Raw genomic sequence first — 15518 nt, 5'->3', positions numbered from 1 at the left:
TAAACTATTACAGTATGAAATAGAAAGATGGAGGGAAGCCAATGGCAACAAAACGTGATTATTATGAAGTCCTTGGAGTGCAAAAAGGGGCATCGGACGATGAAATCAAAAAAGCGTATCGCAAGCTTTCCAAACAATATCATCCAGATATCAACAAAGAAGCCGATGCAGAAGATAAGTTTAAAGAAATATCTGAAGCTTATGAGATTTTAAGTGATCCGCAAAAACGAGCAGCCTATGATCAATACGGCCATGCTGGAACGAATCCAAACTATGGTGACGCCGGCGGTTTCAGTGGCTTTGGCAATGGTGGCTTCTCGGGTGCAGGTTTTGGTGGCTTTGAAGACATTTTCGAATCCTTCTTCGGTGGGGGCGGCGGCCGTAATGCAAATCCGAATGCACCAAGACAAGGTGCAGATTTACAGTATATGGTTGATTTGACCTTTGAGGAAGCTATTTTCGGTGTCGAAAAAGAACTAAAATACAAGCGTGAAGAAACATGTCACACGTGTCACGGAAATGGTGCCAAACCAGGAACGCAACCAGAAACATGTAAAAAGTGTCAAGGATCAGGAACGATTAATGTTGAACGCCAAACACCACTAGGACGCGTGATGAGCCGTCAAACGTGTGATGTATGTCATGGTACAGGAAAAGAAATCGCGCATCCATGTGAAACGTGTCATGGTACTGGTAGAGAAAAACGAACGCATAAGGTGAAAGTCAATGTACCGGCTGGTGTCGAAGATGATCAACAAATGCGCCTAGCAAACCAAGGTGAGGCGGGTACGAATGGCGGCCCTTATGGTGATTTGTATGTGGTCTTTAGAGTCGCAGCTTCCGATATATTTGATCGCGATGGGTCAGAAATCTACTATGAATTGCCATTAAACTTTGTACAGGCGGCCTTAGGTGATGAAGTCTTAGTACCGACTGTCCATGGTGAAGTTAAGTTGAAAATACCTGCTGGGACACAAACCGGTGCGAAATTCCGCTTGCGTGGCAAAGGTGCACCAAGATTAAGAGGCAATGGCACAGGTGACCAACAAGTAACTGTTAAAATTTTGACACCAAAGAATTTGAACGAGGAGCAAAAAGAGGCGTTGCGATTATTTGCTAAAGTCTCAGGACTAAGTACATCAGAGCAACAACCTGAAGGATTCTTTGACAAAGTGAAAGATGCCTTTGGAGGTAAAAAGAAATAAGTAAAAAACTAATCCTTGTAGCTTAGTTGTGCTGTACAGCAGCTAACTGGGATTGGTTTTTTTATTTTAAATCAAAGGGATGAGTTAATTGAAAAAAGGATTAATGATAGTTAATTTAGGAACTCCTGATGAAGCGAATCCTCAAAAAGTAAAAGAATTTCTAGCGTCATTTTTAAGCGATCAGCGTGCTATTAAAATGCCACGATTACTATGGCAAGCTATTCTTCATGGCATGATCATGCAAGTTAGACCCAAAAAATCTGCAGCATTATATCAAAAAATATGGACCGAAAATGGGTCTCCTTTCCTCTTCTCGAATACACCAAGGCACAGGCAGCCACAATTCAAGAAGCATTATCAGATCTACAAGTAGAATATGCGATGTCGTATAGTTCACCTTTCATTGAGGATGTCTTGGATCGCTTCATTAGAAAACGGTACGGAATCACTGACAATTGTCCCTTTATATCCGCAATATTCTGTCACAACAGTTGGTTCAATATTTGATACAGTTTCGAAATACTTTGTAAAAAGTGATAAAATAATCAACCTAACTTTTTTTGGCAATTTTTACAACCATCCGTTATATATTGACTATTATGTAAGCAAGATTAAGAACACAATCCAAGAGGAACCCGTTGATGCGATTCTTTTTTCCTATCATGGTATTCCAGAACGTTATGAAAAAGATGGCGATACCTATCAAATTGAGTGTCGGAAAACGACCGACCTGCTAGTTGAAAAGCTTCCTAATATTCCTACTCATGTGTCTTTTTAACCGAAATTTGGACCAGGAAAATGGCTTCAACCCGCGACTTCTGACCGTTTGAAGGGAAGGCATAAAAAAGTATTAGTCGTCGTTCCTGGATGTGTCGTTGATTGCTTAGAGGCCATTGAAGAACTGGGAGAAGAAAATAGAGAATACTTTATCGAGGCATGTGGAGAGGCGTATCGTTATTTCGCACCATTTAATGCGGATAAAGAATTAGCAGAAATCGTTGTCGACTTTTATCGAAAACCGACCAAATAAGCAAACCATATGCTCAGTAATTCTATTTGAATTGCTGAGTTTTTACGTTAGGTAACAAAGAATATATAATAATAATTGTAACCGATATTTTTAACAATCTTTTATCAGAAAGGGGGGCTTAGATGAATCGCGCAGAGAAATTTTTATGGATCGTCGTCGATTTGTTATTTCTTATAGTTTTTGGCACACTTCTTCTTATTTATTTTCCAGTCTCGAATTGGAACTGGGATGTAAGAAATTTGCAGCTATTTATACTTGGAAATAATTATTTTGGAACCTTTATTTTTGGGCTCACATTCTTTTTATTCATTGCATTCTTGGTAATTCTTCTTTTAGTGATTTTTTATCCGAAGAGTACGAATTATTTAGAAGTAAAAACAGAGAATGGCGACTTGACGATTACCAAGCGAGCAATCGAAGGATTTGTAGCATCAAGTATCAATAAGGCAGATTTTGTAAAATCGCCGAAAGTTAACGCCCATTTGTACAAGAAGACGGTAAAAATCCGTGTGAGTGGTGACATTAAGCGGACATCAGATCTTATTGGTAAACAAGAGGCATGGGCTCGTTCATTAGAAACGCAGTTGAAAAATTTACTGGGAGTGCAGCAATCTATCGCAGTACATGTAAAACTGAAGAATACAGCTGAACGTCAGGCTAATGATGCAAGCGACCGGGAAACAGCAAGAGTGATATAGGAGGGATACGATGAAGCAGTTTTTTTATGATAATTCATATCCGCTCACTGTCGCTGGGTGTGGATTTGTATTAGCAGCATTATTTTTAACATTAGGTTTTTTTAGAACTATTTTTTTACTGCTCTTGACCGTGGGAGGATTTTTCCTAGGTCAATATTTAGAAAGAAATGGTTTGTTCCAAGAATTTATGAACAATAAGAACAAATAACAGGAGGAATGAAGAATGGAAAACAAAACTTTACCACATGAAACAAAGAAAGTAGAACAAAATGTAAACGGTGAATTAACTTACGAGGATAAAGTGATTCAAAAAATTATTGGGATTGCATTAAAAGATATTCCAGGTTTATTGACAGTCAATGGCGGATTTTTCTCTAATATCGCAGAAAAATTAGTAAATACTGACAATGTTACTTCAGGAATCAGCACAGAAGTTGGTAAGAAACAAGTTGCTGTTGATTTAAACGTTGTCGTTGAATACGGTAGAGATGTCCGTGACATTTACGACCAAATTAAACGTGTAATCAAAACTGAAGTCGATAAAATGACTCACCTAGATGTGATTGAAATTAACGTGAACGTTGTTGATATTAAAACAAAAGAAGAGTATGAAAAAGAAAGCGAAACAGTTCAAGATAAAGTAACTGACGCTGCTGGAACTGCTGGAAGCTACATCTCTACACAAGCAGGCAAAGCGAAAAAATCAATTGACCGTGGAACAGAAAATGTAAAAGAAAACTTAGAACCACGCGTCGAATAATTCAAATAAAAGGGAGTGTGACATCGTCACACTCCCTTTTTAATATGGGTAAAACTGGCTCTAACAGCCTTCAAAAGTTCTCAACTATTTGCGAATCAATTTGGAAATTTTGAAGACCGGGAGGGCTAAACGATGTTCTATATCTTTTAAATATTTAAAACTTTATTCAAGAAATCTTTGGTTCGATCATTTTGAGGATTCTCAAAGATTTGCTGAGGCGTCCCATCTTCTAGGAAACTACCACCGTCAATAAACATCACACGATTAGCGACTTCTTTCGCAAATCCCATTTCGTGAGTAACAATAACCATTGTCATTCCTTGTTTTGCTAATTTTTTCATGACGTTTAACACATCGCCGACCATTTCTGGATCAAGTGCAGAGGTTGGTTCATCGAATAACATAATATCAGGATTCATTGCCAATGCACGTGCAATGGCGACCCGTTGTTTTTGACCACCTGATAGGTTGTCAGGATATATATCTTTTTTCTCGGCTAAACCAACTGTTTCCAGTAGTTGAATGGCTCGTTTTTCAGCGTCAGCTTTTGATAGCTTGCCAAGATCAGTTGGTGCAAGTGTAATATTTTCCAATACGGATAAGTGAGGGAACAAGTTAAAGTGTTGGAAAACCATACCGATATGTTGGCGAACCAAATTAATATCAGTATTTTTATCTGTTAAGTCAGCGCCATCGACGATGATGGCACCGCTTGTCGGATCTTCCAGACGATTTAAACAGCGTAGGAAAGTCGATTTTCCTGATCCCGATGGACCAATAATACAAACAACATCGCCTTCATTGATCGACGCTGTAATATCATTCAGTACGGTATTGTCACCGTATTTCTTTACTAAATTTTCAACGAGTATTTTTTCAGCCATTTTATTTCACCTTCTTTTCTAATACTTTAGCAATTCGGGTCAATACTGTAATGATGATTAAATACATCACTGCAATAATAAAGTACACGTACGTACTTTGAAGTGTACTTGCAACGATAATCTTCCCAGTTTGTAATAACTCGACCACTCCGATAACGGAAATGATGGTTGTGTCTTTTAATGAAATAACAAATTGGTTAACAAATGAAGGAATCATAATTTTGATTGCTTGAGGCAAGATGATTTTTTGCATCGTACGACCATAAGACAAACCTAAACTACGAGATGCTTCCATTTGTCCGACTGGAACAGCATTAATACCACCCCGAACGATTTCGGCAATATAGGCACTTGCATTTAACGTTAACGTAATAATCCCAGCTGCAAAGTCAGGGATGGTGATACCTGTTGCTCCTGATAATCCAAAGAAGATAAAGAAGGCCAGGACCATCATCGGTATACCGCGGATAATATCAACATAGATTGAAGCGACGATGCGAACGGCTTTGATTGGTGCGACACTCATTAGACCAAAGATAACACCAACCACTAAAGCCAATGCAAATGACACCAATGCAAGAACCATTGTTTTACCAAGACCTGCTAACAATTGTTGGTAATTGTTTTGAAGAATACCCCAGAGTGTTGAATTATCAGCTTTCTCTGTTTTTTCTGCAGCAGTCTCGCTACCATTGGAGATATATTTGTTTACGATTTGATCGTACTCACCGGTCCGTTTCATTTCTGCCAACGCTTCATTGAACATATCAATCAGCTCTGAGTTTTGGCCTTTTTTCACTGCGAAGCCATATTCACCACCAGATTCTTTGGCAATAGGTGTAGCGAGTTCTTGACCTTGAGAAATTGCATAACCAATTACTGGATAGTCATCCATGATGGCATCGACTGCACCGACTTTGACTGCCTCATACAACTGATCGGCAGCATCATAATTTTTTACTTTAAAGCCATATTTGTCTTTATTTGCTGCTAGAAAATCAGCACTTTCAGTACCAACTTTTGCACCAACTGTTTTTCCTTTTAAATCTTCATAGGATTTGATGGAAGTATTGTCTTTTTTAACAGCGATTTGGATGCCACTTTGGAAGTAAGCATTTGAAAAGTCAAATGAGTTTTTACGCTCATCCGTTATCGTCATCCCAGCAATCATACCATCTGCTTGATTGCCCTCAACAGCTTGAACGGCTGCAGAGAATCCAATGAACTTAAATTCAATGTTAAACCCTTGTAGTTCAGCAGCACGCTTCAATAAGTCAACGTCAATTCCTACATATTCATTTGATGAATTTTGAAATTCAAACGGTGCGAAAGCAGAATCACTGGCAATCACGTATGTGTCTTTTTTAGGAGTGATTTTTTTCATTTCACTTGAACTATCTGAAGTGCTTGTTGTAGATGAAATATAGTTGGCGACAATTTTGTCATATTCGCCAGATGCTTTTAACTTCTTTAAGCCGGCATTGAATTTTTCTAATAATTCAGTGTTTTGGCCTTTTTTGACTGCGAAGCCATACGAGTTTCCTTTTTCTGCATCACCGACTAATTTCAAATCTTGCCCTTTAGTAATGGCATACCCCAAAACAGGATAGTCATCAAAAATAGCTTGGACAGTACCATTGTCAATCGCACCGTATAAACCAGTTGCATCGTCATAAGTTTTCACGGTATAGCCGTATTTGTCTTTGTTTTCATCTAGGAACGTTGCACTTTCAGTACCGACTTTCGCTCCGACTATTTTGCCCTTTAAGTCTTCATAAGATGAAATACTCGTATCGTCACCTTTGACAGCCATTTGAATGCCACTGTCAAAATAAGGATCTGAAAAATCAAATGATTTTTTACGTTCATCAGTAATACTCATGCCGGCAATCATACCGTCCAATTGCCCTGATTGTACACCTTGTATCGAGCTATCGAATCCTAATGCTCGGATATTGACGTCGAACCCTTGATCTTTTGCAATAGCCTTTAAGAGATCGATATCAATTCCGACGTACTCTTTGTTATCGTTTTGAAACTCGAATGGTGCAAACGTGACATCCGTCCCGATTTGATACGTTTTTTCATCAGCTGATACTGATTTTACAGACGTTAGAAAAAACGTCATCATGATAGAAAAAAGCGTTAAAAAAAACAACCTTTTTTTCATTAAATAATTCCCCCTTATTTCCTTAAAAATATTTCGTTTAGCCAAATATTTTTAATCATTGGCTAAGTATATCAAGAAATGCGTAATTTTCAAAATGACTGCTTACATCTCATGTTAGATAATTTAACAAAACAGGAAAGATTGAACCAAACTATTTCTTTCTCAAATTCAATTCAGACAAATGGCGAAAATATGTTCGCTATGGTAAACTAAGGTCAGACAGTTTTTTGAAGGAGTGTTGTTGATGATCAATCGCGTGATGTCCAATCAATTTCAATTAGTATCGGAGTATCAACCAGCTGGCGATCAACCAGAGGCGATTCGACAGTTAGTTCAGCATATTAACGATGGAAAAAAAGAACAAATTTTGTTAGGAGCAACGGGTACGGGAAAAACATATACCATTTCCAATGTCATCCAGCAAGTAAATAAACCAACATTAATTTTGGCTCACAATAAAACATTAGCGGGTCAATTATATGGTGAGTTCAAAGAATTTTTCCCCAATAATGCGGTAGAGTATTTTGTAAGTTACTACGATTACTATCAGCCGGAAGCGTACGTTCCTTCTAGTGATACATACATTGAAAAGGACGCTAGTATCAATGATGAAATAGACAAATTACGACATTCAGCGACAAGTTCACTTCTTGAAAGAAATGATGTTGTTGTTGTCGCGTCTGTTTCTTGTATTTTTGGCTTGGGGTCTCCTTTTGAATATCAAAAGCAAGTGGTCTCCATTCGAGAAGGAATGGAGATATCACGTGACGAGGTATTGCGTCGTCTGATTGATATTCAGTTCGAGCGCAATGATATTGACTTTCAACGCGGGAGATTTCGGGTGCGTGGCGATGTAGTCGAAGTATTCCCAGCTTCTAGAGATGAGCGTGCCTTACGGATTGAATTTTTTGGTGATGAGGTAGATCGCATACGTGAAGTAGATGCACTGACTGGTGAAGTGTATGCCGACACAGAGCATGTCTCCATTTTCCCTGCGACGCACTTTTTGACTGATGGCGATCATATGGAAGTGGCAATAGCAGCCATCCAAGAAGAGTTGGCTTTGCGCTTAGCAGTATTAAGAGAAAATAACCAGCTACTAGAGGCTCAACGATTGGAACAACGAACCAATTATGATATTGAAATGATGCGAGAGATGGGCTACACGTCAGGTATCGAAAATTACTCTCGTCATATGGATGGCCGGAAAGAAGGCGAGCCACCTTATACATTGCTCGACTTTTTCCCAGATGATTTTCTCATTGTCGTGGATGAATCCCATGTCACGATGCCACAAATTCGCGGAATGTATAATGGTGATCGTGCACGGAAGCAGATGTTGATTGATTACGGCTTCCGCTTGCCTTCAGCTCTAGATAACCGCCCTTTGCGGATTGAAGAATTTGAAAAGCATGTGCATCAAATTATTTACGTATCCGCTACACCAGGACCATATGAATACGAGCATACTGATTTGGTCGTGCAACAAATTATTCGGCCGACCGGTTTGTTAGATCCATTGATTGAAGTCAGACCGATTATGGGGCAAATAGATGACTTAGTCGGTGAAATCAATGAGCGTGTCGATCGTGACGAGCGGGTGTTTATTACCACATTAACGAAGAAAATGTCCGAAGATTTGACCGATTATTTGTATGAACTAGGAATAAAAGTTAAGTACCTGCATAGCGATATCAAAACACTTGAGCGGACGGAAATCATTCGAGACTTGCGCTTAGGAAAATTTGACGTCCTAATCGGTATTAACTTATTAAGAGAAGGATTGGATGTACCAGAAGTGTCGTTGGTTGCGATTTTAGATGCCGACAAAGAAGGCTTTTTACGTAGCGAACGATCGTTGATTCAAACAATTGGTCGTGCAGCTCGTAATTCTTCTGGGAAAGTCATTATGTATGCAGATAAAATGACGGACTCGATGACCCGAGCAATTGAAGAAACCGCTCGGAGAAGAGGCCTACAGGAAGCCTACAATGAAGAACACGGTATCGTTCCAGTCACAATCAAAAAAGAAATTCGTGATCTCATCAGAGTATCAAAAGTAGCCGAAGACACACCAGAACCGCTACTAGCCAAGCTGAGTGATTTATCGAAAAAAGACAAGCGAGAATTAATTGTAAAATTAGAAGCAGAAATGCGCGAAGAAGCGAAGGCCTTGCACTTTGAGGCAGCTGCAACGTTACGAGATACGATATTAGAATTAAAAGCGGAATTGGGTTAGGAGGATTTTAGTTGGCTAATGATAAAATAGTGATACATGGTGCAAGGGCACATAATCTAAAAAATATTGACGTGACGATTCCCCGCGATAAACTAGTTGTTGTTACGGGACTTTCAGGCTCAGGGAAAAGTTCGTTAGCGTTTGACACGCTGTATGCAGAAGGTCAGCGGAGGTATGTTGAGAGCCTATCTGCCTATGCGAGACAATTTTTAGGACAGATGGATAAGCCTGATGTGGACAGTATTGATGGCTTGAGTCCTGCCATTTCAATCGATCAAAAAACCACCAGTAAAAATCCTCGTTCAACAGTCGGAACAGTAACGGAAATCAACGATTATTTGCGGTTGTTATATGCCAGAGTGGGACACCCTATTTGTCCAAATGACCATGTAGAAATCACGAGTCAATCAGTGGAACAGATGGTAGATGAAGTTCTAGCCTTACCTGAGAGAAGTCGAATCCAAGTCCTATCGCCAATTGTGCATGAAAAAAAAGGACAACACAAAAAAGTATTTGAAAAAATACAACGTGAAGGCTACGTGCGGGTGCGCGTGGATGGAGAGGTCTTTGATCTTTCGGAAGTGCCAGAACTAGAAAAAAACAAAAAACATTCAATTGAAATCGTAATCGATCGATTAGTAGTGAAGGAAGGGATACGCTCTAGACTATTTGATTCCTTCGAAGCGGCACTGCGGCTGTCAGAGGGGTATGCCGTAGTGGATATTATCGGTGAAAAGGAACTTTTATTTAGTGAACATTATTCTTGTCCGTATTGTGGCTTTACGGTTGGTGAATTAGAGCCACGATTGTTTTCTTTTAATGCACCATTTGGAGCATGTCCTGACTGTGATGGATTAGGAATGAAATTAGAAGTGGATTTAGATTTGGTGATTCCTGATCCTACAAAAACGCTAAATGAAGGGGTGCTTGTCCCTTGGAACCCGATTAGTTCACAATATTACCCACAAATGTTGGAACAAGCGTGCCGTAGTTTTTCTATTGACATGGACACGCCTTTTCAAGAGCTACCTAAAGAAGAGCAAGACTTGATTTTATACGGATCAGGTGAGCGACCGTTTCATTTTCATTATCAAAATGATTTTGGCGGTGTCAGAGATGTTGATGCACCGTTCGAAGGTGTCGTGACAAATATCTCAAGAAGATACCATGAGACTGCTAGTGACTATACCCGTGAGCAGATGAAGTTATATATGACGGAACTAACGTGTAAGACCTGTCATGGTTATCGTCTAAATGAACAAGCGCTATGTGTCAAAGTTGGCGGCATTCATGTGGGTCAATTGAGTGAAAAGCCAATCAGTGAAACACTTCAATTTATTGAACAAGTTGCATTGTCGGAGCAAGAACAAACAATCGCCAAACCCATCGTAAAAGAAGTTCGCGACCGCTTGAGCTTTTTAAGAAATGTGGGCTTGGATTATTTAACATTGAGTCGCTCTTCTGGAACACTTTCTGGCGGTGAAGCACAGCGAATTCGACTGGCTACGCAAATCGGCTCGAATCTATCCGGTGTGCTTTATATATTAGATGAGCCGTCAATTGGTTTGCATCAAAGAGACAATGATCGCTTGTTGCAGTCACTAAGAGATATGCGCGATTTAGGCAATACATTGGTGGTAGTCGAGCATGATGAAGATACGATGCGAGCAGCGGATTATTTGATTGATATTGGACCAGGTGCTGGTGCGATGGGTGGCGAGGTGGTAGCAGCTGGTACACCTGAGCAGGTAGAGCAAAACCCCAATTCATTAACGGGGCAATACTTATCTGGTAAACGAAAAATTCCTGTCCCTTCTGAACGAAGAAAAGGAAATGGCAAAAAAATCAAAGTATTTGGTGCGACGGAAAACAATTTAAAGAACATTGACGTCGCTTTTCCCTTGGGAGAACTAGTTGTTGTGACGGGGGTTTCTGGCTCAGGTAAGTCAACGCTAGTCAACCAAATTCTAAAAAAAGCCTTGGCTCAAAAAATCAATCGCAACAGTGCCAAACCTGGTAAGTATAAGCGAATCACTGGTTTCGAGGAGATTGAAAAAATTATTGATATCGATCAGAGTCCAATTGGTCGGACACCACGAAGCAATCCGGCTACGTATACGAGTGTCTTTGATGATGTTCGCGATTTATTTGCACAGACTAATGAAGCCAAAGTTCGGGGGTATAAGAAAGGTCGCTTTAGCTTCAACGTCAAAGGCGGTCGTTGTGAGGCATGTCGTGGCGATGGTATTATCAAAATTGAGATGCATTTTCTACCCGATGTCTATGTCCCTTGTGAAGTGTGTCATGGCAAACGCTACAATTCGGAGACACTCGAGGTTCATTATAAAGGGAAAAATATTGCCGATATTTTAGAGATGACTGTATCTGATGCGGTGGATTTCTTCCAACCTATTCCAAAAATTCATCGCAAATTACAGACTATTGTCGATGTTGGTCTTGGTTATGTGACGCTGGGACAGCCGGCTACGACGCTATCTGGTGGTGAGGCACAGCGGATGAAGTTAGCGAGTGAGCTTCACAAAATTTCGACTGGTAAGAGTTTTTATATTTTAGATGAACCGACGACTGGATTGCACAGTGAAGACATCGCGCGCTTGATTACGGTGTTGCAACGTCTCGTCGATGCGGGCAATACCGTCTTGATTATTGAGCATAATTTAGATGTCATTAAAACGGCAGACTATCTGATTGACTTGGGTCCTGAAGGTGGTGCAGGCGGTGGCACGATTGTCGGATTAGGAACGCCGGAACAATTAGCTAAAAACGAGCAAAGTTACACTGGCTTGTATTTAAAAAATGTCTTGAATCAATAGTGACTGAGGCAAAATTATTTTGCTACAAGTAAAAAGACCAGAAAATTCGTAAGTTGTTTTTAAACTTTTGGATTTTCTGGTTTTTTGTCACAATTTCTTTTTTGATGAAAATAATGGTAATGATACGCCCGGAATGATATAATTGTTTGATTGAAACAACAGAAGGGAGACAATCGCAATGGTAGATAGTCTGGAACTAGTAATAATTACAGGGATGAGCGGAGCAGGTAAGACAGTAGCCGTTCAAAGTTTTGAAGACATGGGTTATTTTTGTATTGACAATATGCCGCCTTCATTGATACCTAAGTTTTGGGAATTAATCAAAGAGTCAGGGAAGATTACAAAAATTGCCCTCGTTATTGATATGCGATCACGCTCATTTTTTGAAGAACTCCAAGGCATGTTGATTGATATTGAGAATACCAAATTTATCGATACCAAGATTCTTTTCTTAGATGCATCTGATGAAGAGTTGGTTTCTCGCTACAAAGAAACAAGACGAGCACACCCGCTAGCAATGGATGGCTTGATTACGGAAGGTATTAAAAAAGAACGGGCATTATTGGCTGAATTCAAATCACAGTCAACGTTAGTTATTGATACGACAGTCCTAACACCTCGCCAATTACGTGAAAAAATCAATGAAGAATTTCGTGCTGCGACTGGTACGGGCTTTCGTGTGGAGATGGTGTCATTTGGTTTCAAATACGGCTTGCCGATCGATGCCGACATCGTGATGGATGTCCGCTTCTTACCCAATCCCCACTATGTTCCTGAATTACGTCCTTTAACCGGGCTAGACAAACCAGTCTATGAATATGTTATGTCCTTTGAGGAGACAGAAGCGTTTTATCAACAATTTAGTCAATTGTTAGTGACCATAATGCCAGGCTATGTAAAAGAAGGAAAAAGTAGCTTGACGATCGCCATTGGTTGTACGGGTGGGCAACACCGTTCCGTGGCATTAACGAAACGAATTGGCGACTTACTAGCAAAAGAGTATCACGTCAATATTACCCATCGCGACAAAGATAAGCGGAAGGAAACGGTGAATCGTTCATGAAAATGAAAACCTATCGTCTAAAAAAACCGCGTGTGGTGGTTGTTGGTGGGGGGACAGGTTTACCAGTTATCTTAAAAGGGCTTCGTAATCAAGGAGTAGATATTACTGCCGTGGTGACTGTCGCCGATGATGGTGGAAGCAGTGGTGAAATTCGTAAATCAATTACTATGGCGCCACCGGGCGACTTGCGCAACGTTTTAGTCTCATTGTCAGATATGCCGAAACTATATGAAGATATTTTTCAATACCGCTTTAAGCAAGAGGATAGCTTTTTAGCCAACCACGCGCTAGGTAATCTGATTATAGCTGCGATATCCGAAATGCGCGGCAGTACGTATGACGCGGTCCAATTACTGGCAAAGATGATGCATGTCGACGGACACATCTATCCCTCATCTGAAAAACCTTTAGTACTCCATGCGGTCTTTCGAGATGGCACGACCGCAGTTGGAGAATCCAACATTGCAAAAGAACGCAAAACAATCGATCATGTGTTTGTGACCAATCAAGAAAATAAAGAGGAACCGACCGCGGCTAGAAAAGTAGTTACGGCTATTTTAGAGGCGGATATGATTGTAATGGGACCTGGTAGTTTGTTTACGAGCATTTTGCCTAATTTAATGATTCACGAAATTGGCCAAGCCATTCAGGCCAGTGAAGCGGAAAAAGTATACATTTGCAATATTATGACTCAAAAAGGTGAAACCGAACATTTCACGGACGCCGATCATGTGCGAGTGATGCATCGTCATCTTGGACATCAATTTATCGATACTGTACTGGTCAATATTGAAAAAGTTCCCGATGGCTACATGGATTTTTCGGTCTACGATGAATATCTCATACAAGTCAAACATGATTTTACAGGTCTTCGTGAAGAGGGATGTCGTGTCGTATCCACTGATTTTTTAGAACTGAAAAATGGTGGTGTATTCCATGATGGAGAAAAAGTAGTCAGTGAATTATTGCGCCTATTATATTAAAGAAACAATCGAAGAAAGGGGGAAGTTAGATGTCTTTTGCAGCAGATGTCAAAAAAGAGCTGACCTCTTTGGAAGTACATCGTGAACACGCCAAAGCGGAACTAGCAGCACTCATTCGAATGAATGGATCATTAAGTATCGCCAACCAGCAATTTGTGCTAAATGTCCAAACCGAAAATGCCGCAATTGCTCGCAGAATCTATTCATTATTAAAAGATCATTACGATGTGAAAAGTGAATTGTTAGTAAGAAGAAAGATGAAGCTTAAAAAAAACAATGTCTACATCGTTCGGCTAAAACAAGAAACCAAAGCTATTTTACTTGATTTAGATATTATGGACGGCATTATGTTTCATACGCACATTTCAGATGAGATCATGGGCAATAGCCAAAAGATGCGCTCGTATCTACGGGGAGCATTCATGGCTTCCGGATCAGTCAATAACCCGGAAACGAGTCGATACCATTTGGAAATCTACTCGATTTATGAAGAGCACAATCAAGATATTTGTGCGATGCTAAATTCCTTTGATCTAAATGCCCGCACGCTGACACGTAGGAATGGCTATATCTCCTACTTAAAGGGAGCTGAACAAATTGCCGATTTTCTAGTGCTAATTGGGGCAACCAATTCCATGCTTAAGTTTGAAGATGTCCGGATTGTTCGAGACATGCGCAATTCGGTGAATCGATTGGTAAATTGTGAAACCGCAAATATGAACAAAACGATTGATGCCGCTAGTAAGCAGTTGGAAAATATTGAGTACATTGAAGCTCGAGTAGGGCTACAAGCACTGCCTGAAAAATTACAAGAAATTGCTGAGTTACGCTTAGCGAATCCAGAAGTTAGCTTGAAAGAGTTAGGGGAGATGATTCCATCTGGAGCCATTTCAAAATCAGGCATCAATCATCGCATTCGCAAAATCAATGAGTTTGCGGAAACATTAAAAAATGGCAAATAAAATGACCATCACGGAAACGTTGTTGTTTCGGTGATGGTCGCTTTTTATTTTGCGGCTTCTTCAATTAACTTGGTTAATTCTTCAGTTGAGATGGTTTCATCAAAAATATGCTCATTTAAAATCACAGTTGGGACGAATTTTATGACAGCTGCCTGCGTTTCATCCACAATCTCTTGCGCGTAGTCGAGATGATTGTGCTCAGTAAGTCCTAGGGTATTTTCAGCATATTGCGCCACTTCTTCTAGCGAAAGGTCACCCCATTGGTCTTGACTTTCAAAGATGGCTTGAATGTCGGCGTAGGCTTGTTCGCTATCATCTGTCGTTACGTAGCGATGCATCACATTGCCTCGTTGTAAGGATTCTTTTGGTCGGTCTGTTAATTTAAAGAGACGAACCACTTTACCTTCTGCTACTGCCTTGTCTAAGACTTCTTTTGAATGGTTAAACCATTGACGGCAATAAGGACAGCGTAAATTAATAAATTCTTTTAAGACAACGGGTGCTTCTTTTTGTCCAAAAAAGATTCCGGTAGTTTCATTTGTTGCTTCAGGTTTGATGACTGTAATATCCATGTTTTATCCTCCAATCAGTAGTTAAGTATAGTGTAACGAAAAAGCCTAATTTTTTGAACTAAAAGACGTTGTGCGATTTAAATTCTCATGAGTCTTGAAAAGAATGGACGTAAAACAC

12 protein-coding genes and 1 pseudogene are annotated in these 15518 nt (G+C 40.0%); 10 read left to right on the top strand and 3 right to left on the bottom strand.

Features of this window, described 5'->3' with window-relative positions:
- Positions 1–41: 41 nt before the first annotated feature.
- The 5 genes and pseudogenes from dnaJ to HMPREF9088_RS07245 all read left to right on the top strand — a co-directional run bounded on the left by dnaJ (position 42) and on the right by HMPREF9088_RS07245 (position 3693).
- Entirely contained in the window at positions 42–1205 is a 1164-nt protein-coding gene (gene dnaJ / locus HMPREF9088_RS07265) for a molecular chaperone DnaJ (protein WP_007208545.1), read from the top strand.
- A gap of 103 nt (positions 1206–1308) precedes the next feature.
- A pseudogene (hemH, locus tag HMPREF9088_RS07260) lies at positions 1309–2235 on the top strand (ferrochelatase).
- A gap of 122 nt (positions 2236–2357) precedes the next feature.
- Complete coding sequence (gene amaP, locus HMPREF9088_RS07255; protein WP_007208541.1) at positions 2358–2933, top strand: alkaline shock response membrane anchor protein AmaP; 576 nt, start codon at positions 2358–2360, stop codon at positions 2931–2933.
- A gap of 10 nt (positions 2934–2943) precedes the next feature.
- On the top strand, positions 2944–3141 hold the full coding sequence (locus tag HMPREF9088_RS07250) for a DUF2273 domain-containing protein (RefSeq protein ID WP_007208540.1): 198 nt from the start codon (positions 2944–2946) through the stop codon (positions 3139–3141).
- A 15-nt stretch (positions 3142–3156) separates the two neighbouring features.
- The gene (locus HMPREF9088_RS07245) at positions 3157–3693 is read left to right on the top strand and encodes an Asp23/Gls24 family envelope stress response protein (protein ID WP_007208539.1); all 537 of its coding nucleotides are present in this window, start codon (positions 3157–3159) and stop codon (positions 3691–3693) included.
- Positions 3694–3839: 146 nt separating this feature from the next.
- Here HMPREF9088_RS07245 and HMPREF9088_RS07240 read toward each other — a convergent pair whose 3' ends face one another.
- Both HMPREF9088_RS07240 and HMPREF9088_RS07235 read right to left on the bottom strand, forming a co-directional pair.
- Positions 3840–4577, bottom strand: coding sequence for an amino acid ABC transporter ATP-binding protein (locus HMPREF9088_RS07240; RefSeq protein ID WP_007208538.1), 738 nt, complete (start codon positions 4575–4577; stop codon positions 3840–3842).
- Position 4578: 1 nt separating this feature from the next.
- A complete protein-coding gene (locus HMPREF9088_RS07235) occupies positions 4579–6747 on the bottom strand; it encodes an amino acid ABC transporter substrate-binding protein/permease (protein ID WP_007208537.1) in 2169 nt (722 codons plus the stop codon).
- Between the two features lie 244 nt (positions 6748–6991).
- On the opposite strand from HMPREF9088_RS07235, the gene uvrB reads away from it, so the two are divergent.
- The 5 genes from uvrB to whiA all read left to right on the top strand — a co-directional run bounded on the left by uvrB (position 6992) and on the right by whiA (position 14828).
- Entirely contained in the window at positions 6992–8986 is a 1995-nt protein-coding gene (uvrB, locus tag HMPREF9088_RS07230; RefSeq protein ID WP_007208536.1) for an excinuclease ABC subunit UvrB, read from the top strand.
- 11 nt (positions 8987–8997) lie between these two features.
- A complete protein-coding gene (gene uvrA, locus HMPREF9088_RS07225; protein ID WP_007208535.1) occupies positions 8998–11820 on the top strand; it encodes an excinuclease ABC subunit UvrA in 2823 nt (940 codons plus the stop codon).
- A 178-nt stretch (positions 11821–11998) separates the two neighbouring features.
- The gene (gene rapZ / locus HMPREF9088_RS07220; protein WP_007208534.1) at positions 11999–12883 is read left to right on the top strand and encodes an RNase adapter RapZ; all 885 of its coding nucleotides are present in this window, start codon (positions 11999–12001) and stop codon (positions 12881–12883) included.
- Positions 12880–13866, top strand: coding sequence for a gluconeogenesis factor YvcK family protein (locus HMPREF9088_RS07215; RefSeq protein ID WP_007208533.1), 987 nt, complete (start codon positions 12880–12882; stop codon positions 13864–13866). The genes rapZ and HMPREF9088_RS07215 overlap by 4 nt, the downstream gene beginning before the upstream one ends.
- A 29-nt stretch (positions 13867–13895) precedes the next feature.
- A complete protein-coding gene (whiA, locus tag HMPREF9088_RS07210; RefSeq protein WP_007208532.1) occupies positions 13896–14828 on the top strand; it encodes a DNA-binding protein WhiA in 933 nt (310 codons plus the stop codon).
- A 44-nt stretch (positions 14829–14872) separates the two neighbouring features.
- On the opposite strand, the gene HMPREF9088_RS07205 is transcribed toward whiA, so the two are convergent.
- Positions 14873–15400, bottom strand: coding sequence for a DsbA family protein (locus HMPREF9088_RS07205; protein ID WP_007208531.1), 528 nt, complete (start codon positions 15398–15400; stop codon positions 14873–14875).
- Positions 15401–15518: the final 118 nt, after the last annotated feature.

Source organism: Enterococcus italicus DSM 15952, from assembly GCF_000185365.1.
GTDB lineage: Bacteria > Bacillota > Bacilli > Lactobacillales > Enterococcaceae > Enterococcus_G > Enterococcus_G italicus.
This window is presented reverse-complemented; position numbering and strand designations above follow the sequence as displayed.

What these genes read in the sequence shown, in the direction of transcription:
- rapZ (WP_007208534.1), top strand. Translation starts at nt 11,999, where the DNA reads ATGGTAGATAGTCTGGAACTAGTAATAATTACAGGGATGAGCGGAGCA.
- HMPREF9088_RS07215 (WP_007208533.1), top strand. Translation starts at nt 12,880, where the DNA reads ATGAAAATGAAAACCTATCGTCTAAAAAAACCGCGTGTGGTGGTTGTT.
- HMPREF9088_RS07250 (WP_007208540.1), top strand. Translation starts at nt 2,944, where the DNA reads ATGAAGCAGTTTTTTTATGATAATTCATATCCGCTCACTGTCGCTGGG.
- amaP (WP_007208541.1), top strand. Translation starts at nt 2,358, where the DNA reads ATGAATCGCGCAGAGAAATTTTTATGGATCGTCGTCGATTTGTTATTT.
- dnaJ (WP_007208545.1), top strand. Translation starts at nt 42, where the DNA reads ATGGCAACAAAACGTGATTATTATGAAGTCCTTGGAGTGCAAAAAGGG.
- HMPREF9088_RS07235 (WP_007208537.1), bottom strand. Translation starts at nt 6,747, where the DNA reads ATGAAAAAAAGGTTGTTTTTTTTAACGCTTTTTTCTATCATGATGACG.
- HMPREF9088_RS07245 (WP_007208539.1), top strand. Translation starts at nt 3,157, where the DNA reads ATGGAAAACAAAACTTTACCACATGAAACAAAGAAAGTAGAACAAAAT.
- HMPREF9088_RS07205 (WP_007208531.1), bottom strand. Translation starts at nt 15,400, where the DNA reads ATGGATATTACAGTCATCAAACCTGAAGCAACAAATGAAACTACCGGA.
- whiA (WP_007208532.1), top strand. Translation starts at nt 13,896, where the DNA reads ATGTCTTTTGCAGCAGATGTCAAAAAAGAGCTGACCTCTTTGGAAGTA.
- uvrB (WP_007208536.1), top strand. Translation starts at nt 6,992, where the DNA reads ATGATCAATCGCGTGATGTCCAATCAATTTCAATTAGTATCGGAGTAT.
- HMPREF9088_RS07240 (WP_007208538.1), bottom strand. Translation starts at nt 4,577, where the DNA reads ATGGCTGAAAAAATACTCGTTGAAAATTTAGTAAAGAAATACGGTGAC.